At 34.5% G+C, this 21,346-nt stretch carries 20 protein-coding genes; 12 read left to right on the forward strand and 8 right to left on the reverse strand.

All coding sequences use genetic code 11. From position 1 onward, the window contains the following. Positions 1-18: 18 nt before the first annotated feature. Genes ccsA through QL232_RS24020 form a run of 3 tightly spaced genes read left to right on the forward strand, consistent with a single transcriptional unit; the run spans position 19 to position 1,373 of the window. Positions 19-684: a cytochrome c biogenesis protein CcsA gene (gene ccsA / locus QL232_RS24010; protein ID WP_281616083.1), complete on the forward strand. Its 666-nt coding sequence runs from the start codon at positions 19-21 to the stop codon at positions 682-684. 12 nt (positions 685-696) lie between these two features. Further along, entirely contained in the window at positions 697-948 is a 252-nt protein-coding gene (locus tag QL232_RS24015; RefSeq protein ID WP_281616084.1) for a CcmD family protein, read from the forward strand. Between the two features lie 11 nt (positions 949-959). Next, positions 960-1,373: a cytochrome c maturation protein CcmE gene (locus QL232_RS24020; RefSeq protein WP_168882007.1), complete on the forward strand. Its 414-nt coding sequence runs from the start codon at positions 960-962 to the stop codon at positions 1,371-1,373. A 61-nt stretch (positions 1,374-1,434) separates the two neighbouring features. On the opposite strand, the gene QL232_RS24025 is transcribed toward QL232_RS24020, so the two are convergent. The 3 genes from QL232_RS24025 to QL232_RS24035 form a co-directional block, all read right to left on the reverse strand. Continuing rightward, complete coding sequence (locus tag QL232_RS24025; protein WP_281616085.1) at positions 1,435-2,184, reverse strand: cytidylate kinase family protein; 750 nt, start codon at positions 2,182-2,184, stop codon at positions 1,435-1,437. Between the two features lie 82 nt (positions 2,185-2,266). Further along, entirely contained in the window at positions 2,267-2,605 is a 339-nt protein-coding gene (locus QL232_RS24030) for a hypothetical protein (RefSeq protein ID WP_168882009.1), read from the reverse strand. Positions 2,606-2,637: 32 nt separating this feature from the next. Then, entirely contained in the window at positions 2,638-3,261 is a 624-nt protein-coding gene (locus tag QL232_RS24035; RefSeq protein ID WP_168882010.1) for a peroxiredoxin-like family protein, read from the reverse strand. 131 nt (positions 3,262-3,392) lie between these two features. Here QL232_RS24035 and QL232_RS24040 point away from each other — a divergent pair, with 131 nt between their 5' ends. Beyond that, positions 3,393-4,559: a DUF4421 family protein gene (locus QL232_RS24040; RefSeq protein ID WP_281616086.1), complete on the forward strand. Its 1,167-nt coding sequence runs from the start codon at positions 3,393-3,395 to the stop codon at positions 4,557-4,559. Between the two features lie 38 nt (positions 4,560-4,597). Here the strand turns inward: QL232_RS24040 and QL232_RS24045 are convergent, their stop codons facing one another. Together QL232_RS24045 and QL232_RS24050 are read right to left on the reverse strand one after the other, a co-directional pair. Then, complete coding sequence (locus QL232_RS24045) at positions 4,598-5,869, reverse strand: Glu/Leu/Phe/Val dehydrogenase (protein WP_168882012.1); 1,272 nt, start codon at positions 5,867-5,869, stop codon at positions 4,598-4,600. Positions 5,870-6,005: 136 nt separating this feature from the next. Then, a complete protein-coding gene (locus tag QL232_RS24050) occupies positions 6,006-7,598 on the reverse strand; it encodes a hypothetical protein (protein WP_281616087.1) in 1,593 nt (530 codons plus the stop codon). Positions 7,599-7,850: 252 nt separating this feature from the next. On the opposite strand from QL232_RS24050, the gene pbpC reads away from it, so the two are divergent. The 8 genes from pbpC (at position 7,851) to QL232_RS24090 (ending at position 18,552) form a co-directional block, all read left to right on the forward strand. Further along, the gene (gene pbpC, locus QL232_RS24055) at positions 7,851-10,187 is read left to right on the forward strand and encodes a penicillin-binding protein 1C (protein ID WP_281616088.1); all 2,337 of its coding nucleotides are present in this window, start codon (positions 7,851-7,853) and stop codon (positions 10,185-10,187) included. A 55-nt stretch (positions 10,188-10,242) separates the two neighbouring features. Then, positions 10,243-12,063 carry a sodium:proton antiporter gene (locus QL232_RS24060; protein ID WP_281616089.1) on the forward strand — a complete coding sequence of 607 codons (1,821 nt, stop codon included), beginning with the start codon at positions 10,243-10,245 and terminating at the stop codon, positions 12,061-12,063. A 115-nt stretch (positions 12,064-12,178) separates the two neighbouring features. Beyond that, the gene (locus QL232_RS24065; RefSeq protein WP_281616090.1) at positions 12,179-12,910 is read left to right on the forward strand and encodes a type III pantothenate kinase; all 732 of its coding nucleotides are present in this window, start codon (positions 12,179-12,181) and stop codon (positions 12,908-12,910) included. Continuing rightward, positions 12,894-14,189 carry a hypothetical protein gene (locus tag QL232_RS24070; protein WP_281616091.1) on the forward strand — a complete coding sequence of 432 codons (1,296 nt, stop codon included), beginning with the start codon at positions 12,894-12,896 and terminating at the stop codon, positions 14,187-14,189. Before QL232_RS24065 ends, QL232_RS24070 begins: the two co-directional genes overlap by 17 nt. A 17-nt stretch (positions 14,190-14,206) precedes the next feature. Further along, positions 14,207-15,862, forward strand: a complete 1,656-nt coding sequence (locus tag QL232_RS24075) for a hypothetical protein (protein ID WP_281616092.1) — start codon at positions 14,207-14,209, stop codon at positions 15,860-15,862. Positions 15,863-15,947: 85 nt separating this feature from the next. Further along, positions 15,948-17,087 (forward strand): alpha/beta hydrolase-fold protein, encoded by a 1,140-nt coding sequence (locus QL232_RS24080; protein ID WP_281616093.1) that lies wholly within the window; start codon positions 15,948-15,950, stop codon positions 17,085-17,087. A 112-nt stretch (positions 17,088-17,199) separates the two neighbouring features. Further along, entirely contained in the window at positions 17,200-17,865 is a 666-nt protein-coding gene (locus QL232_RS24085) for a hypothetical protein (RefSeq protein WP_281616094.1), read from the forward strand. An 87-nt stretch (positions 17,866-17,952) separates the two neighbouring features. Next, entirely contained in the window at positions 17,953-18,552 is a 600-nt protein-coding gene (locus QL232_RS24090) for a hypothetical protein (protein WP_168882021.1), read from the forward strand. A gap of 73 nt (positions 18,553-18,625) precedes the next feature. On the opposite strand, the gene QL232_RS24095 is transcribed toward QL232_RS24090, so the two are convergent. The 3 genes from QL232_RS24095 to QL232_RS24105 are packed head-to-tail and all read right to left on the reverse strand — an operon-like array spanning position 18,626 to position 21,343. Beyond that, entirely contained in the window at positions 18,626-19,972 is a 1,347-nt protein-coding gene (locus QL232_RS24095; protein WP_281616095.1) for a quinol:cytochrome C oxidoreductase, read from the reverse strand. Between the two features lie 34 nt (positions 19,973-20,006). Continuing rightward, entirely contained in the window at positions 20,007-20,702 is a 696-nt protein-coding gene (locus QL232_RS24100) for a c-type cytochrome (protein WP_281616096.1), read from the reverse strand. Positions 20,703-20,728: 26 nt separating this feature from the next. Further along, positions 20,729-21,343, reverse strand: a complete 615-nt coding sequence (locus tag QL232_RS24105; protein ID WP_168882024.1) for a DUF3341 domain-containing protein — start codon at positions 21,341-21,343, stop codon at positions 20,729-20,731. Positions 21,344-21,346: the final 3 nt, after the last annotated feature.

Here is a 21,346-nt window from a genome sequence, read left to right on the forward strand (position 1 = left end):
AAATTAAACAATTCACAAATGAAAAGCGCTTGGTGGAAAATCACCGCAATAGTTCTTCTCGCTTACACTCTGATTATCGGACTCCTGATGGATGTTCCTAGATTAGCGATTTTAAATGAAACGATTCGTAATTTATTCTTCCACGTTCCAATGTGGTTCGGAATGATTCTCGTTCTTCTAGGTTCAATGGTATATTCAATTAAATATTTGAGACATCACAGAATTGAGGACGATATCTGGGCTAATGAATTAACAAATACAGGAATAGTATTCGGTATATTAGGTATTTTAACTGGTGCCGTTTGGGCCAAATACACTTGGGGTGACTGGTGGAGTGGAGACCCTAAACAAAACGCCGCTGCTGGTGGTTTAATGTTTTACTTCGCTTATGTAATTCTGAGAGGTGCTTTTAAAGATGAAGAACAAAAAGCAAGAATAAGTGCTATTTGGAATATCTTCGCTTTTGCTGTTTTTATTCCACTAATTTTCGTCTTACCTCGTTTAACTGATTCGTTACATCCTGGTAATGGTGGAAACCCTGGTTTTAATGCTTATGACATGGATAGTAAATTACGTATGGTATTTTACCCTGCAGTAATAGGTTGGACACTAATAGGCGTCTGGTTCACTCAATTAAGAGTAAGAGCCAAAAAAATTGAGAACATTATTTTAGAAAACGATTAAGGTATATAATAGATGAAAAAGTTATTTTCCAGTTTACTTCTTTGGGGTATGTTGATAGTCAATACCTTAGCTCAAGGTAAAATCCCTACAACAGAAAGTGATTATGTAAATAATAGCGTAGAAATGGCTGATGCTATGAGAGCTGATGGCAAAATCTATGTAGTAGTTGCAGTGATTGTTACTTTATGGGTAGGATTGATTGTTTACTTGATCAATACTGACCAGAAATTAAAGAAGCTAGAACAATTGGTTAACGACAAATAAAAATTACACCCATGAAAAAGTCACATATTTTCGGTTTGATCATCATTGGTATTATGATTAGTATTCTTGTAGTTACTGCAGGAGATGCTAGTGCATATGTAGATTTCTCTACAGCTTATGAATTAGCTCATGATGGTGATGAAAACAAAGTTCATGTTATTGGTGAACTTCAAAAAGACAAAAACGGAAACGTTATTGGTATCCAATACGATCCTGCCCAAGACGCCAATTATTTGGCTTTTAACCTTGTTGATGACAAAAATGTAATGAAGAGAGTCGTTTGCTATTCTCCTCCTGCTTCAATGAGAGATTTTGAAAAATCTGAAAAAGTAGTGGTGATTGGTAGAGCAAAGAAAGACGGTGATTTTATTGCTTCAGAAATCTTAATGAAATGTCCTTCTAAATACGAAGAGACACAACTTTAAGACTAAGAATACTAGAATATAAAAAGGCTCAATACAATTTACGTATTGAGCCTTATCTATTTTATACAGAAACTTTTTGCTTCTGTTCCTTTTCTTTTTCTCTTCTCAGGTCTTTCACTTTTGCATTTGTAAAAGATAAAAGGTAATCTGCTAAAGTACTATCATCAAGTCTTGTTCTATCAATTACAGTATCATAAGATTCTCTCTTACCTTTTCCGATATGCTCCAGAAAATCATTTCTCAATTTAGAGTACTTCAACATTTTGAGTTTTGCATCTTGAAAACCCAAATTGTGATTTTCCATAATCTTTGCAATTCTAAATTGATAATTGCTATTCACCTTAATCCTTAGAGCATTCGATAACCCTTCAGCATAAAATCCTCCTCCTCTGCCTAAAATTATCACATTACCTCTTTCAAAGTAGGCATGAATTATAGACTTTAAGGTACTATCCAATTTACCATCCAACTTATTATAGCTTGGACTAAACGAATGAATCAACTGCTCAATAAGTCCTTTCTTTTCTTGTGGAACGTATTCTGCAATATCTTTGTATTCAAGATGCAATTCTTCAGATAAATCTCTGATCACAGAGGTATCTATAAGGAGCCACTTTTTAGGACAAAGGTCAAACCCTATTTCTTCCTTATTTAACCGATCTACCAAAAGTTGAGCTACTTTCTTTACAGAAGAGCCATACTCTCTGGAGATCGTTAATACTATTCCTTGAGAGTTAGGTCGATAATGAGAAGAACGATTAAATTCCATCTCAAGATTCTTAATCAATTGATTGAGGACATTCGCTTTCATAACAGTTATGTTTTAAGGTGTTTTTATATAAATGTAATTTAAACACTTATATACTTTTTTACATTGACTGTCATCACCAAACCTAAATGATCTTATCTAAGATATATTTTCCTAATTCTTCTTCAGAAGTAAAAATATCAATCATCAAAGGATTTAACATAGAATTGATCATCGGAGGAATGTGTTCTTCAATCGGAGGATTCATCTCCTTTACGAAAGCCTCTTTATGTTGTTCGATCAATTCTTGTTGTTTTTGATATGCCACACTTAATTTTGAAGCATTATAACCGTTTCTTTTTAGGTAGAGTAAACGTGTATCATTCAACTCATTTTCTTTTAGCCCCATTAAATGACTTCCTAAAGCTTCTGAAATAAAGCTTTTCCCTCCTAATTGTTTTTCTTCCTGATCTAACTGTTGCATTTGAAAATTAAATTATGATATATATAAAATCGTTATTCTCCTCCCATTGTTTCAGCTGCAGTTACTAATAATGTAGAACTGATTCTTTTTTTGAAATTAGGGTTGATATACTCAAAGCTAATTTCTCCATTTTGTTTTACAAAGAAAACCGCAGGAACTGGTAACATTTGGTGTTTTTCTCCAGTTGTAGTAACAATGTCCATTCCTAAGTTTGAAAATCTTTTGAATGCTTTATCATCCAATTCATAAGCCAAACCAAACTTTTTAGAAGCTTCCATATCACTGTCAGATAAAAGCATGTAATTCATCATGTGTTTATCATAAGTTAGTGATAAATGGTCTGGAGTATCAGGTGAAATAGCAATGATTTGATAACCAATACTCACTAAGTAGTCTGATACCTCTCCTAAGCCAGCAAGCTGTTTATTACAATAAGGGCACCATCCCCCTCTGTAGAATATTAGTACTGTAGGTTTCTTCTTGATCATTTTTGAGAGATCAACCAAGTTGCTCTCTACATCTCTTAATGAGACTTGTGGAACAGTTTCACCAATTAGTAGAGGCGATATATCATTAGCATTAGTTGGAACATCTTGACCAAATAAATTGAATGAAAGCAGGAAAAAAGTTATCGAAATGATAGATTGTTTAAACATGGTATAAGCTGATTATTTTATTGTCCGTAATTGAGTTTATAAAATTATTTATCAAGTTAAAAATTATCTTTTATATTTTTTCATTAAAGTATGAAATCATGTAATTTGAGAGTATTCTGATTTTTTCCATTATGCAGCAAATACTTAAAACGCTACTTTTTTATCTATTTTGGTTGTCTACAAGTTCTACTTTTGGTCAAAGTACAATGGATTCGCTGCATCAAAACAATTCTCATGTTAGAGATATAATGGATAAAGTAAGTCTTAGTGCTTACTTCTCGAATTCAAAGTTGAATCTTATTTTTAATAATTATCCCCCAAAATCATGGTGGGATAATGATGGTTTAACCCGTAGAAATAGACCCAATGATATTGTTTATAGACCGAATAATAGTTATTTGGTTGGGCTCGGTTTCTCTTTTGGTAATCTTGGAGTAAGAGCCAGTGTTCAAACGCCCTATTCCCAATACGATGAAAGCATTTATGGCAAATCAAGTGTTTTCCGTTTAAGAGTAGATGGCTTTGTAAAGAAATGGTATTTAGATGCTGAATATTATCGTTACTCAGGGTTCTTAGATTCTACCCCTCAGTATTATGATAGTTTACAAACCTCACCTGCCCCATTAATTAGAGATGATATAATTACTAGATCGATTAACCTTCATGGTGTACGATTTAATAATAAGAAATTTAGTTATAAGGCTATTTTCAAACAGAAGGAAATTCAATTAAGAAGTGCATTTACTACTTATTATAAATTTAGATTCAGGTCTGAAAACTATAATGCCCTAGAACCATTCTTACCTCCATTAGCTAGAAACCCTGATTCTACTTATGGAACAATGACTAAGCTAAGAATGTTTGATTTAACGGCAATTGGAGGTGTTGCAGGTGTACTAGTGTATAAAGGTTTTTATGTTGGAGGAATGCTTGGAATTGGAGCTGGAGGTCAATACCAAACCTTCACTTTACAAGATGGCAGTGATGGACATTATTCTTTTCTTCCTGCACTAGACTTTAAAGCATCAGGTGGATATAATACAGAAAGGCTATTTATCACGATGCAGATTAACTCTGAAATTAGTTATAGTGCATTACCTAACACTTTTAATCAAGAGTTTTTAGCAATCAGTTACTTTACAAGTTTTGAGATCAATTGTGGTTATCGATTTAATATGGGACCTAATTTACACAAAGCTGTTTTATGGGCGAATGATGTTATCAACAGTACAATAAATACAGTGCTTACAGGTGGAAAAGGCACTCATTCTAAAAGAAATAGACCCAATGAAGAATAACTCCAAAGGGTCTATACATACTGATTTATTAAAATTTCTTAGAAGCTTCCTCTTAATTTATAAGTATCAGCAACTTTAGTAATGGCTACCATATATGAGGCAATTCTCATCGATACATTATGTTTTTCAGCAATCTTAAATACTTTCTCAAAAGCTTCTTTCATAATTCTATCTGATCTCCTGTTTACTCTATCTCGAGTCCATTTATAGCCTAAACGGTTTTGTACCCATTCGAAATAAGAAACAGTTACGCCTCCTGCATTTGCAAGAATATCTGGCACTACAACAATACCTTTATCATGAAGAATCTTATCCGCTTTTGCTCCCGTAGGACCATTGGCTCCTTCAACAATTAATTTTGCCTTAATATTTTCAGCATTTTTATTGTTGATTACATCTTCTTTTGCTGCAGGTACTAAAACGTCAACTTCAAGTTCTAAAAGTTGATCATTTGTGATCAATTCTCCACCTGTAAAACCTTCTAATGTTTTATATGTTTCTCTGTATTCACTTGCCTCTCTGAGGTCAATTCCATCAGGATTATAAAATGCTCCTGTGTGATCACTGATAGCAACAATTTTCAATCCTTTCTGGTGTAAAAGTTTTGCAGCATTACTACCAACATTACCATATCCTTGGACAGCACAAGTTGCATCATTTGGAGAGATTTTGATTTTTCTCAATGCTTCCATTGCAGAAACCATCACTCCTCTACCTGTTGCTTCTACTCTACCTAGTGATCCTCCCAATACTAGAGGCTTACCGGTAACAACAGCCTGAACAGTTTTACCTTGAGCTTTAGAATATTCATCCATAATCCAAGCCATTTCCTGAGGACCTGTCCCCATATCTGGAGCTGGAATATCGATATCTGGCCCAAAGATCTCATACATTTTTACCGTATAAGCTCTTGTTAGCCTCTCTAATTCACCTTTAGACATTTTCGAAGGATCACATTTAATCCCTCCTTTTGCACCACCGTATGGAATGTCTACTACAGCACATTTCCAAGTCATCCAAGCTGCCAATGCTTTTACTTCATCAAGATTCACATCCATATCATAACGGACGCCACCTTTTGAAGGACCTAGAGTGTTTGAATGGATTACACGGTATCCTTCAAATACTTTTTTATGTCCATCATCCATCACAATCGGTAATGAAACAATTACCTGTTTTGCTGGACTTTTTAAGACTTCGTAAGTTTCTAAATCGAGACCTAGTTTTTCAGCGGCAATATTAAATCGCTCCATCATCGACTCAAAGGGATTCTCCTTATCTGTAATCGGAGCTGGTTCAATGTAACCCATCGCAAGTGTGTGTTTATATATGTGTAAATAGTACGTTTATAACACAAATTACTCAAAAAAGTAGTCACATAAACAAACTATTTAGTGAAATTTCAATCAACAAATATTTTAAACTACTATATATCAACTAATTAAACTAATCAGTTAATGATCTATTACTGTAGGACAAACAGGTTAAAAAGAAGTATTGATCGGATTCATTCTTCGATAATCGATTCTGAATTTTCTTAGTTCCAGTATGGATAAAATGATTACCGTACCAATGCGTCAACCCTCCATTTGTATACTTTTCAATTTCATAAGCAGGTGAATAATCCTTGTATGAAATCACCTGACAATCGTGTTTATACTCTAATCTTTCAGATACTTTGTAGAAATAACTATCTCTGCTAACATGTAAGAATGCTACCTTTCTATTATCTGCATAAGCACCAACAAGTTCAACAGGTAGTTCTGTTTTCAGATTTCTTGTCAAATAGGTATTGTCCCAACGCATTTCTCCTGTTTCAAAGTCGAAACCGCAAGCTAAAGCCCTTTTGAAATTACATTCGATAGGGAAAGGATAGTTTTCTTTCATCTTCTCATTCACAAGCATACTTGGAATGTATTCCCCTTTTCTAACAATCATATTGTCATAATCCTGAACAAAACCTGAGAAAGTAGGCACTTCAGCTTTAGAATAAAAGCCATCTCCAGCGTATTTTGCAGTTTCATTAAATGGGTAAATAAAACTCACTTCATTGATTACAAAGACTACCTGACCATTCATAAACTGAAGTCTATTAGGCATTACTTCTAAACGTAAAGGAACAACTTTATCCTTTTCTCTTCTTTTCTGGAATTTCTCTTGGCTCTTTTCTTTCGTTTTTTGATCTAAGTGACTGTAGAAATTATTAAAGAATGAGAAGTCATAAAATTTAGGATTTAATCGATAACCTCTATTTGATAAAATCATTGAATAAACTCCTTGCGTAGATTCAGATTCATTACCTAAACCATAAGTACCAATCATTACTAATTCACCTCTTGAATTATGATAAGGTCTAAAAGTTTGATAATTGTATTCTCTCTGAATTTCTTCAAAATATTGTTTATGAATATTTCCATCTATTGAATAATCAATTACATATAGTCCTCGATGTATACTCGACATTTGAGCTTTTATTACAACTGTAAGCATATCGACGTCTCTATCGTATTCCATACAAACAATTCCTCCTTTTATCTGGTGTACTGATGACAATACTCTACGTGTTCCTACTTCTAGATCCCAATGAGTTATGATAGGTAAATTGTTGGCAGAACCACCTAAGAAAGCAATGTTATCTTCAACAGAGAAATAGTCTACTTTCATTTTCTCTACGTTCTTATAGTAGAAAACTTTTTGAGCTCCATCAGCTAATCTAATTCTTAGAACCTGATAATTCAATTCTGATGATTTCATTAAGAAATAAGCATAATCGTCATCGTAACCATCAGAAATTACATCTCCATAATGGTCTAGTTTAATCTGCTTTGTCCACTTTTTCTGAAAATCAGTTTGAACATAAGTAACCTCTATATCTGAAATGATATTTTTCTTTTCTCCTCCGTAGCGATTTCTTAAAACGAGTAAACCTTGTTCTCCCATTTCATTTAACCTGTAAGAACCATCATATTCATGTAACATTGGAAACTGAATAGTGTGTTCTTCAAAAGTCTGAGAGAATAATGATGATGAGATAAGCATTAAGGTTAATATACTAATAGTTGTGTATCGTGTTATCGATGTCTTCATGGGCCAAGCGTGTGATAGTTGATGAGAATAATTAACTAGGTTATTACAGGGTAGAATAAAAATATGTACATTTACAAGAGAATAGTATGCTGTTTTTTAGACTGACGATAATTGTACTATTCTTATTCTTTGTTTACTTCCATAGTAATAGAAGTTTCCTCTCTTGTTGTTTACAGAATGATATTCTTCAAATTAAGAGTAATATTGAAAGAAACTAAATTTACAAGCATAAAAATCAAGCAGTTAACTACAAAACTAATTAAAACTTTAACGTTTCTTAGTTTAGTACAATTATTAATCTTCGGGGTAGTTCATTTCCTTTTTCCCTATCCAAAGAAAATACATTATGGACAAGTACTCTATTCTTCTAATAATGAAGTTATTGGCGCAACACTCAATAATGAAGATAAATGGAGGTTATATTCTAGCCTAGATGAAGTAGACCCTTTATTTATTGATAATATTTTACATAAAGAGGACCAACACTTTTATTACCATTTAGGTGTAGATCCGTTAGCAATAATTAGAGCTTTTTTCAATAATATTTATAGTAATAAAAGAACATCAGGTGCATCCACAATTAGTATGCAAGTTGTTCGATTGCTAGAACCAAAAGAAAGAACCTACTACAATAAAATTATCGAAATGTTTAGGGCATTTCAGCTTGAATGTACTTACTCAAAAAAGGAAATACTTGAAATGTATATCAATATCATTCCTTTTGGAGGTAATATAGAAGGCATCAAAGCTGCTACTGTTTTATATCTACAAAAGAACCCAGGAATTCTAAGCCCTGCAGAAGCATGTATGCTCTCTATTATTCCCAATCGCCCTACATCATTAGCATTAGGAAAACAGCAAGATCTTATCGTTTCAGAAAGAAATAAATGGTTGGAAAGATACTATCAAGGTGATTTAATTGATGAGAATACTTTAGAATCAGCAAAGGTTGAACCTATAAATCTTCAACGTACAAGTATCCCTAAAATAATTCCTCACTTAAGTAGACAACTGACAAACAGGTTTTATGATGAACCTAGAATCAAAACTTACATCAACATTAATACTCAATTAAAAACGCAAGATTTAGTAAAAAAATATGCTCGACGATTAAGGAGTATTGGGATTAATAATGCAGCCGCAATTATTATCGATAATCATACTAGAGAGGTCGTCTCCTATGTTGGTTCTCAAGACTTCTTCGATGATAAATTTGCTGGTCAGGTGGATGGAATTCAGGCAAAAAGATCACCTGGAAGTACATTAAAACCATTAATTTATGGGATTGGGTTCGACAGAGGTTTTATCACACCGAAAACTAAAATATTAGATGTTCCTACTGATTTTGGAAACTATAGCCCACTTAATTATGATGAAAAGTTTAGAGGCTATATCACTGTTGAGGATGCTTTAGGAAAGTCTTTGAATATACCTGCAGTAGCAACATTAGAAGAAATTGGAGTGGATCATTTCACTAACAAATTAATCTCAGCTGGCTTTAACAGTATAGCACAACAAAAAAATAGATTGGGGTTATCTGTCGCACTAGGAGGTTGTGGTGTAACTTTAGAAGAATTAACGGGTTTATATGCCTCATTTGGAAATAAAGGAACATATTCCTCTCTAAGAAAAAGTACTTTTGGCAAGGATTCCGCTAACTATCAGATAATAAGTCCTGAAAGTAATTATATGGTATATGAAATACTTTCTAATTTAAAACGTCCCGATTTACCTAATAACCCTCAAAACAGTAATAATGCTCCTAACATTGCTTGGAAAACAGGAACTTCATATGGTAGAAAAGATGCATGGAGTATTGGTTACAATAAAGAATATACTGTAGGTGTATGGTGTGGTAACTTCAATAACGAAGGTTCTCCTGATTTAACTGGTGCAGAGACAGCGACACCACTGCTTTTTAATATTTTCAGAACTTTATATCCAACAGTAAATTCAAAAAAAGAAGAATTTGAAATACCAGATCAACTTTTCGAAAGATTAGTATGCAGCAGTACAGGTTTAATTCCAGAATATTTCTGTGATCATACTATAGAAGATAGCTATATCCCTACTGTATCATTAACCAAGAAATGTTCACATCGAAAACTATATTTTATTAATCCGATAGAATCCTTCTCATATTGTGGAAAATGTTTGCCTAAAGAAGGAGGGTATAAAAAGAAGTTTTACAACAATTATCCAGAACAATTGGTACGTTTTTATAACGATGAAAAAATACCTTTTGAAACTCCACCACCACATAACCCTAAATGCAAATATACAATTTCAGGTAAACCTCCTACGATTTCAAGCCCTATAGATGGTCGTACTTATTATATCCTAGATCATAATACTGAACTAGAATTGCAGGCGATTACGGCTAATGATGTAGATTATATTTATTGGTATGTAAATGACCAATATGTAGCTAAAGTAAATATAGAATCTTCATTTTTTTATCAATTTGAAGTGGGAAAAAATAAAATATCCTGCACTGATGATAAGGGAAGAACCAACGAGATTTTTATATTTGTTAATTAGGAATAGATTTCATTATCGTTAAAATCAGACAAAAACTATTACTTAATCAGTTAGAATGGTAGAACTTGCCTCATTAATTGGCTTAGGCTTTTTTGCACAATGGCTTGGATGGAAGGTAAAAATACCTGCTATCCTCCCCTTAATATTAATTGGTCTTCTAGTTGGACCAGTATCTACACTCTTTACACCTGATGGTGCTAAGTTTATCGATGGTGATAAAATTTTCCATGGTGATTTAATGTTCGATGTAGTCAACTTATCAGTAGGTTTAATCCTGTTTGAAGGTGGAATGACATTAAAGATTAAGGAAACCAAAAACCTAGGTGGCGTGATATGGAGAATATTAATCTTTGGTACGATCATAACACTTATAGGTGGTGCATTAGCGACCCACTATATTATGGGCTTTAGCTATCGCATTGCTTTTTTATTCGGAGGACTAATCATCGTTTCTGGCCCTACGGTCGTAGGACCAATGCTAAGGAATATTAAACCCAATAATAGAATAAATACAATTCTCAAATGGGAAGGTATATTAATAGATCCTATCGGGGCACTTACAGCCATCTTAATTTTTGACTTTGTCTTATCAGGGCAACCCAACGAGTTATTCACATTTTTCGCATTAAAAGGTTTTATTCTTCTAACATTAGCCGGGTTATTTGTTGGAGGAGTAGCTTCTTTTATCACCATAAAGATGTTGAATGATCGGAATATTTTACCCGAACATTTAAAAAACACCATCATTCTTGGAGCTGTAATTGGCACTTTCGCCTTATCCGATATGTTGCATGCAGAATCAGGGTTATTAGCAGTAACGGTATATGGGATGATTATTGGAAACTCTAAAGTTGCCTCCCTTAAATCTATCTTACATTTCACAGAAGATATTACTGTTATCCTTATCTCTTTCTTGTTCGTAATGCTTTCATCAAGAATGCAGGTGGATGACCTTTTGGCATTAGTCAACACAAAAAGTGCATTATTATTTATCGTTATAATATATGTGATAAGGCCTTTAGTTGTCCTAAGCAGTACGATCGGGACATCACTTTCCTGGAGAGAACGAATTTTCATCTCTTATATATCACCAAGAGGGATTGTTGCTGCAGGTGTCGCTTCATTGTTTACAATTAAATTAACAACAGGTAGTGTTCCAATCAATGAAATGCAAGTTGAGGAAGCCAAAATGCTTCTTCCACTAACATTTATGATTATTGTGGGTACAGTAGTGATACAAGGACTTACGGCAAAACCATTAGCAAAAGCATTAAAGGTAACTAGAAAGGAACCTAATGGTATCCTATTCTTAGGAGCAAGTGAAGTAGGGCGATTCATTGCTAAAATTCTTAAGAAATACGACATTCCAGTAATGATGTCGGATACTTCAAAACCTAATATTCGAGAAGCCCAGGGACAAGGAATTAAAACTTACGAAGGAAGTATCCTTTCAGAAGGAGCTTTGGAATTTGTTGACTTCTCTGCTTATGGCCAACTTTTCTCGACTACATCAAACGATGAAATCAATATTCTCGGTAATAGAACGATCTCATCAGAATTGGGCATGAACAAAGTTTTTAGACTTGCTTCGAGAAATGAAGTTCGAATGAATACGCTTCAAAAGCCCCAACATCTATTATTCCAAGGCAAATACGACTTTATAGGTTTAACACATCTTATACGACGTAAACATATTGTAAAGAATGTTAAATCAGAGCAGTATTATGATCAAGAGGAATCATTAAAATTGTTATCAACATTTGATTTACCAATATTTATACTTCACGCTAATCATTATATCACTCCTGTAACGGATTCTTTAAGTGAAATTAACGAAGATGATGAAATAATTTACTTAGAATTCACAAATTCGTAAAGCATTGTTATTAAGGTTAATTAGTGTGAAATAATTTTGATTAAAGACTTGATAAAGGTAATTATGTAGAATGCACACTACTAATTATCAATAAGATAAGTTTAGATAGTTAAGAATGAACAAGAGAGTAGCCATTGATATAGGTAACACCTTGATTAAAGTTGGTTATTTCAAAGACAACGAATTAATAGAAGTTGGTGTCTATGATGATGACGTTAAACTTATTCAAGCACTATATGATTTCTCTTGTGAATGGATAGGGGTCGCAAATGTTGGTTCAAACGATAATAATTTGATTCAGCAGCTAAAAAAAGATTTCAAAGTATTGGAGATAACATCAGGTAGTCACCTACCCTTTAAGAATGTATACGCCACTCCAACTACTTTAGGAGTTGATAGAATAGCCGCAATTGCAGCTGCTCAAGAAATCTATCCTAATTCAAACTGTCTTGTTATAGATATTGGAACGTGTGTAACCTTTGATTTCATTACAGAAGGTAATGAATATCTTGGTGGTGCGATATCCCCAGGTATTGACATGCGACTAAAGGCGATGCACACGTTTACGGCAAAATTGCCTATGATATCTGTAGAACATCTTGATCAAGAATTAGTCGGTAATAGCACAACAAATTGTATGCTCTCAGGAGCTATCAATGGATTAACTGCTGAAATAGAAGGAACAATCCTTCGTTATGAAAAAAAATTTGGCAGAATTAAGACTTTGTTGTGTGGTGGAGTAGCAAATACTTTTGAATCTAAATTAAATTCAAGCATCTTTGCTGACCGAAATCTGGTTCTCAAAGGAATCGATAGTATTCTGAGATTACATGTACAAACGAATTAATTATATCATAATCACTTGCCTTGCATTCATCGCTTTCACTAATAAGGTAGAAGCACAACAAGGCAACGCTCCTTTTACAGCATTAGGAGTAGGTAAACCAGTAGAACCTGTTTCTGTAAGAAATATGGGAATGGGATATACAGGTGTAGGTCTTGCTAGTTATGGTCACTCTAACTTGTTAAACCCTGCAACTCTAACTTACAACAACCTTACTTTATTCGAAGTGGGTATGTATGTAGAACAAAGAGATTTAGTTGCGGAGAGTCAAACACAACAAGATTACGGTGGAGGTCTTAGCTACATGACATTTGCTTTTCCAGTGAGTCAAAGATGGACAATGGGTGTTGGTTTTAAACCTTACTCTGTTGTTAGTTATAAATTCTCACAAGCAGATACTTTATATGCTCCAATCAACGGACAAAACATTCCTGCTGGATATTACGGTATCCAGAATGAAGGTAGAGGAGGTATTAACCAAGTTTACTTCAGTAATGCTTTTAGAGTAGCAAAATGGCTATCTGTTGGTTTAGAGTTAGGATATAACGTAGGTGTTATTGAAAAAGTAACGAAAACTGAATTACTAAACGGAAGTAGTGACTTCATTTCAGCAAGAGGTATTCGTCTAAACTATAGAGGATTGGTTTATAAACCTGGTATCTATCTTTCAAAGCACTTCGGTCCTAAAGAAAAAGGTCATCGTATTAACTTCGGTGGTACATATACTTTTGAGCAACAAATTGGCGTAAAACGTCTAGAGGATATACAAACACGATCGACAACTGATTTAGTATTAAATCGTGATACACTTATTGTTGATAACTCTCAGAATGCAACCATGCCTTCTGAAATCGCAGTAGGTATTAGTTACGAATTAGTCGGAAAATTAGCAGTCGCTATTGATTACAAAAAACAAAGCTGGTCTGAGTTCGTTAATTACGACGGTACCAGTGATTTATACGATGCTTTTAAGGTAGGCCTCGGTTTTGAATACACTCCTGATTATTTATCAGCTTCAAGTTATTGGAAGAGATTGACTTGGAGAGGTGGATTCCAATATGGAGAAACTCCTTATCAAGCATACGGTGAAAAAATTAAAGAGTATGTAGTGACGGCAGGTATTGAGTTCCCAATGGGATTCTCTTCGCTATCAGTATCTGGTGAATACGGATGGATGAGATCTGATATTCAAACTGTCTCTTCGTTTGAAGACCGTCATTATAGATTAAATATAGGTGTAACAATCAATGATCGCTGGTTCGTAAGGCGTCGAATCAACTAATCAATCGAATTTCAAACATGAATAAGTTAGCAACTTTTCTATTAGGTTTCTTGTTTGTAGCTGGTGTAGCTCAAGCACAAGAGGAGTCAACTGAGTCAAAAGATAATGGCTTAACAGAACAAAAAGCTGCCGATGGTAGCGTAAAAAAAGGATGTGATGCAAGAGGTTATTGCTGGGGTGAAAATGTAGAGGAAGCAAAATCTAAGTACACTTTCTTCTCAGATAACATGAAAGCAAAAAATTATAGCAAAGAAACGCTAGATGCTTTCGATTACCTTTATACTAACGCTCCATATATCCACAAGAATCTTTATATCTACGGATTAAAATTATATAAATCTTTAGTTTCTACGGAATCAAAGAAAAAAGATGCAGCGGACAAAGACCTTATCGTTAAGTATGAGGATATGGTTCTTAAATTATATGATGACAGAGGTAAATACTTCGGTTCACCTGACAAATGGGAGTCAGAAAAAGGTAAATACCTTTACAGATATTACAAAGATCGTCCTGACTTTAACGACAACCTTCCTACTTACTACGATTTCTACCACAAAATTGCAGAAAGAGATGGCGTTAAAACTGACGACTCTAACATGTCTGCATACGTTGCTATCGTAGCAAAATTACATGTTGCTTACAAAAAAGCAGTTCAAGGTTTCAACAAAGATCCTAAGACAAAAGCACAAAAATCAGCAATTCTTACTGCAAACTCTGTAATTGAAAATGCTGATGGAAAATATACAGATGCTCAAATCAAAGAATATACTGCTAAGAAGACTGCTGCTGAAAAAGAGTTAGTAAACTTAGAAGCAAACTTTGAAGCAAACGATCCAGAATTCAAAAAATACAAGTCTTACAACGAAGATTGGTTAATGGACGAGTATGATTTCATTTCTGAAATTGCTACTAAAAACGTAGAGATTGCTGAAGCAGCTAAAAAAGAAAAAGACGTAAAAGCATGGTCACGTATCCAAACAATGGCTGACAAGTACATCATGGGTATGTTGAACATTGACTGTGACTTCATCAACAACAAATTAGGTGCTAAATTCAAAGCTAACCCTGAGGATTTATCAACAGCTAAGAAAATTGTTGGTTACTCTATCCGTAAGAAATGTATGGATGGTCCTTACTTCTTACAAGCTGCAGAGGTTGTTTACAATGCTGAGCCAACTCCAGCATATGCAAACTTAATCTCAGGTCAATACATCAAAAAAGGTGACACTGACAAAGCTATCGAGTGGAAAGAGAAAGCAATCGAATTATATTCTGAAGATCCAGCTAAACAAGCTGAAACTTCTATCGACCTTGCAAAACTTTACAACAAGAAAGGTTTAAAATCTCAAGCTCGTGCACAAGCTTATAAAGCTGTTGAGTACGATTCAAATATTGCTTCTGAAGCTTATACTTTCATTGGTGACTTGTATATGACTTCATTCAAACAATGTTTCGAGTCTTCTGAAGACAACGTACAAGAAAAAGGATGTTACTTAGCTGCGTACGATATGTACAAAAAAGCAGGTAACTCTTCTAAAATGGCTCAAGCTCAAAAGCAATTCCCTACTAAATCTGATGTATTTACATTAGCTGCTAAGGGTTATGCTGAAGGTAAAACAATCAACGTTGGATGTTGGATTGGCGGTACTACAACTATCCGTCTTCGTCCATAATTCAAAATTTGAATAGATCTAATAAGCCTCATACTACTTCAGTATGAGGCTTATTTGTTTTAATAACCTTTTATCTCTATTGAAAATGAAAAATTATTACATACTACCATTCCTTTTCATATTATTCTTTAGCTGTAACTCTTCCAATAAAGATGAGATTACTGTCACATGGAAAGTAGAATTAAATCACCCAACCGATAAAATAATCCATATCGTTGGTAACCAAGAATACCTTGGATATTGGAATCCTTCAGTGGTTACCATGAAAAAGGTAGATGAACTTCATTGGGAATTCACCCATAGTGTTGAAAAAGGTAAATTAATTGAATTTAAATATGCTTTAGGTGATTGGAAATTTCAAGCAGCTGATGGCAATGGTGTCGAAAAACAAAATGAAGAGTTTATTGCTCCTAATAATGACACTACGATAGTTACTCATATTCAACAATGGACGACAGGAGAAGAAAAAAAGATACAAGGACAAATTACTGGTCATGTCAAATACCATAAGAAATTTCATTATGATGGCCTAATCGACAGAGATATTATCGTTTGGCTCCCTCCTTCTTACAATACGAAAACAGATAAAAGGTATCCGGTGCTTTACATGCATGATGGTCAAAATATCATCGACCCTAAAACAAGTTCATTTGGTGTAGACTGGCAGGTTGATGAAACCGTAGACAGTTTAATTCAAGCCAATCAACTTGAAGAAATCATTATCGTCGGATCCTACTGTACACAAGATAGAACAGATGACTATGGAGATACTGAAAAAGGTAAATTATATCGTAAATCACTCGCTGTTGATCTTAAAAAGTTTATTGATGATAATTATAGAACAAAGACTGATAAGCAAAATACACTAGTAGCAGGATCGTCTATGGGAGGACTGGTTAGTTTTATGATTGCATGGGAATATCCAGATGTATTCAAAGGTGCTATTTGTATGTCGCCAGCCTTCAAATATGAAGAATTTGATTACATCAACTCCATCATCAATGATCCTAAAAAAGACCTTGTTTTATATATTGATAACGGTGGAAAACAAGTTGATATCGTTCTTCAACCTGGAGTTGAGAAAATGGAAAAAGTTTTACTGAACAAAGGATATAAGCTCAATAAAGACTTGTTCGTAGTTGTTGATAAACAAGCCAGACATTCCGAAGGAGATTGGGCTAAACGCTTTCCGAAAGCAATAGAAATATTTTTTAAGAAACAATAAGTTTTATTTCAAACAATAAGCCCCTTAATTCTATTAATTTTGCAGAGTTGGGGGGCTTATTTTATTCCCTTAACTGTACCGCTTAAAATTCATATCATCAAAAAAGTATCAAATGAGAAAATATATATATTATATATTCACCATTATCTGCTTATATACCGGTTCACTACAAGCTCAAAATTACCGTTCAAATGAGAAACTATTAGCAGAAAAAGAAAGTAAGCTTAACGAGCTACAAGAGCATTTCAGTATTGATTCTCTTACACTAAACAGTATGATCTATGGACTCAATCGTCAAATAAAGACCATTGAACAAGAGAGAGATTCTGTACAAGATTACTTAGCCTCTATTGTTCCTAGCAACCATGTATTTGGAACAATCAAAAAAGATATAAGTATTAATAATAGAGAAGAAGAAAAGGATTATTTCTTTAACCAAGGAGATACCGTTCAACTCATTAATCACTCAAAACATACTTATACCTTGTTAGCAAGTAATGATCAGGCGCTTACAATTAATACAAAATACATCAAGCCTCTAGAAGGAAAAAAGAAGACCACTTCATTAATTGCTCAATATCAAATTAGAATGGAGGATTATCAAAAAATCATTGATGAAAACCCTTCTGCCGAATGGTATGAATTTGATATCAAAAGAGTTCAAAAAGAAAGAGATAATTATCAATTAGAATATGATCAACTGGTCAAAGAAATATCTATTTTAAAAGAAGAAATCAACCTTTTAAAGACTGAAATATCTAAAAAAACCACTTCTTAGATATTTTCTTAAAGGAGTTTTTGATCTATATAATGTATGAGTTGTCTAAATAAGTAGAATTATAAATCTCTTTTTAGACAACTCTTCATGAAACCCATTACTATTCTATTTTTATTCAGCTCGAGTATTCTATTCGCTCAAGAACAAAAACAAGATTTTTTCAATTCTGTCAGCTTTAGCTGTCTCGCTATTACAGAAATTGCTGGTCAGTGGCGTCCTTTTGATGACGAGGATGAAGACTGGTATAATATCCCATTAGAAGATAGAAAAGAAGAAGACATTCCCCATGCTTTCTTTTCTGGAGGATTCGATTTCCAATTAAATTATACGATTGATAAAGCCGCACTAATAGGTATAGGTTGGCAAAATCAATATTTTACTGGTCGCGATATGCTCGCGCCTATGAATACTTATTATCTACATTTCAGAACAGGAGATGATTTTGATAGTAAATACTGTTTATATGTAGAACTCGATTTAGGCGGCTGTTTTATGGACAAATACCTTGAGGGCATCATGTATAGAGCAACTTTTGGGATAGAATTGAATGAACTTAAACTTCTAAGACTAGTACCTACTGCTAATGTTTATATCGGACAGAGAGTATTAAGTAATATATCTAGTATTAAACATGCTGGAGGATTTTATAATATGATAGGTCTAAGTGCCGGTTTTAGATTCAATTAAAATCTCGAAATAAAAAAACCTCAAACTCTTACGAGAATGAGGTTTTTTTGAGTATCAGCGAAGTTCTCACCTGTTAAGTATGGTGATGAACCGATTCTTCAATCATTGGGTGATTTTGAGGAATTAAACCGCCTTTGCTTAAACCTGTAAAGTACAAGTATAAGAAGATAGAAAGGAAGATTAAACCTGAACCGATCTCAGTAAGACCGAAACCACCGTTTTCCTTCAATGTACCTGGGATGATTAATAACGCATATTCTAAGAAGTGACCGAAAATTACTACTACAGCAACAATTTTCATTAATAACGTCTTACGCTTAGAATCTCTTGTCATCAATACGAAGAATGGGAACAAGAAGTTAGTAATTAGGATAGTGAAGAATAAAGGAGAATATGTTGAACTTCTCAAACGATCAATAAAGTAGATTGTTTCTTCTGGAATGTTCGCATAGTAAATCAATAAGAATTGAGAGAACCATAAGTACGACCAGAAAATTGAGAAACCAAACAAGAACTTACCTAAATCGTGTAAGTGATTCTCGTTTACATGCTTCAAGTATCCCATCTCTTGTAGAGTAACTACAAACAATGACATAAATGCCACAGCTGTAACTAACCAACCTGCAAGGATATACCATCCAAATAATGTTGAGTACCAGTGAGTATCAATAGACATGATCCAATCCCATGAAGTGATTGACTCTGAGATACCAAAGAAAATTAAGAAAGCAACTGAAATACGTTGAGCTTTTCTAAAGTACTTTGTAGTACCTGACATGTCTAAATCTTCTTGCTTAGTGATTTTGTTAAGAACAAAACCGAAGAACGTCCAAACAGAAACGAATAGAACCATTCTGAACAAGAAGAAAGGAGTATTTAAGAAGTCCGTCTTACCTGCAATGATCGCATCATAAGCAGGAGAATTAGGGTCTGCAATACCATCGTGTGTCCAGTGGAAGATTGTATGAGAACCTACTAAGAAAGTAAGTAATAAAACAACACCACCTACAGGAATAAACTGACGGAAGTTCAACATCACTCTCATAATTAATGTTGGCCAACCTGAGTTAGCAACATATTGAAGAGCAAAGAAGAAAAATCCTAATAATGCTACACCTGTGAAGAATACACCACTCATCCAGACATCAACAATAATACGATCATACCAGTGGAATTCAGCGTGATGTCCACCGCCATGAGCGTCACCGTGAGCGTCACCTGAGTGAACCGAAGCCACCTCAGTTGCATGCTCTACTGCAGCATGATGATCATCATGACCACCGCCCATCATCAAGAAGATTGCACCCAACACAAACAGTACCACACCGATACCGCCGATGAGCAACACGTTCTTCTTCAGTTTTCCTTCAAAAGAAAACTGTTCTTGAATATTCTTAAGATCTACATCTACGTGTGCCATATCTCTAAATATAGTTTAGGATCGTTGGGACGACCTAGTTACCTTGAAGTTTTCTAACATATTTCACGACAGCCCAACGCTCTTGTGGGTTAAGCTGAGACTTGTGAGCCCACATACGTCCTTTACCGTGAGTAATTACAAAGAAAATATGTCCGTCAGTGGCTTTCTTGATAGACTTACCTTTCAAGTTAGCTACACCACCGTACACTTTTCCTACTTTACCTTTACCGTCACCGGCCTCACCGTGGCAAGGCATACAGTAAGCTGTGAAAAGGTGCTTACCTTGAGCTACTACCTCTGGAGTTGCCTCCAATGGGTTTTTCAAGTTTTCTGCTGCCCAAACTGCTTGATCTTTTGAGATATCCATATAATATAATAACTCTTGATCAGGAGTAGCTGCAGCCTCCTTAGTTACTGCTGTAAAGTTTTGACGTTTTACAGTACCAGCAACTGGATCTTTAACGTTGATTACTTTTTTCTCACCTTTTGAGAAGTAATCATTATAAGGGTTTGAGTTGATGAAGTCTGGATAGTAGAACTCTTCCAAAACGCCACCCGCGATTCCCTCATACGTGAACTGAGAAAGCGGCTCGTAAGGTACAGAATGGTACATTTGAGGAGCATATTCAAGACCAGTAAAATTACCGTCACCTTGAATCTTACATCCTGTCATCGCCAATGCTGCTGCACCAATTGCTATCGCTTTCATTACAACTTTATTGCGTCGCATGTTTGCGTAATTTAATTCGTGAACAATTATCCTTTTAACTCTCTTGCAGAATCGGTAACTCCTTTAGTAAACAAGTCAACAACATACTCAAGGAAAGAGGCTTTCTTTTCTTTTTCAGTGAAGCTTTTGTTGTTTACTTCTTCAGCACCTACTTCTTGCAACAACGCTTTCAATTCATCTTCTGATAAAGAATTAGTAGCTAAGTCAATAGCCATAATATGTTTATCATCAGATTGACGACGGTCAAAAATTTGAGGAACCTTGTGAGGTTTCAAATCTTGAGATACGAAGAACGAACCCGCCATACCAAAAGCTGAGAATAATACTGTTAATTCGAATGTGATTGGCACAAAGTCAGGAATTGCGATAAATCCTTTACCACCGATAATCATTGGCCAATCAAAGCCCATGATCCAAGATTGTAATAAGATAGCACAAGTTGTACCTAGAGCACCGAATCCGAAAGCAGCTCTTGGCATCCAAGAACGCTTATATCCTAAAGCATCTTCTAAGAAGTGAACTGGATATGGAGTGAATACCTCATAGATTTTCACACCTTTCTTTCTTAAAGCTTTTACTGCTTTAACAAGTACATCTTGATCACCAAAAACGCCTACTAAATAATTTGTGTTTTTTTCCATCTC

The sequence above is a fragment of the Flammeovirga sp. SubArs3 genome, assembly GCF_947387565.1.
Lineage (GTDB): Bacteria > Bacteroidota > Bacteroidia > Cytophagales > Flammeovirgaceae > Flammeovirga > Flammeovirga agarivorans.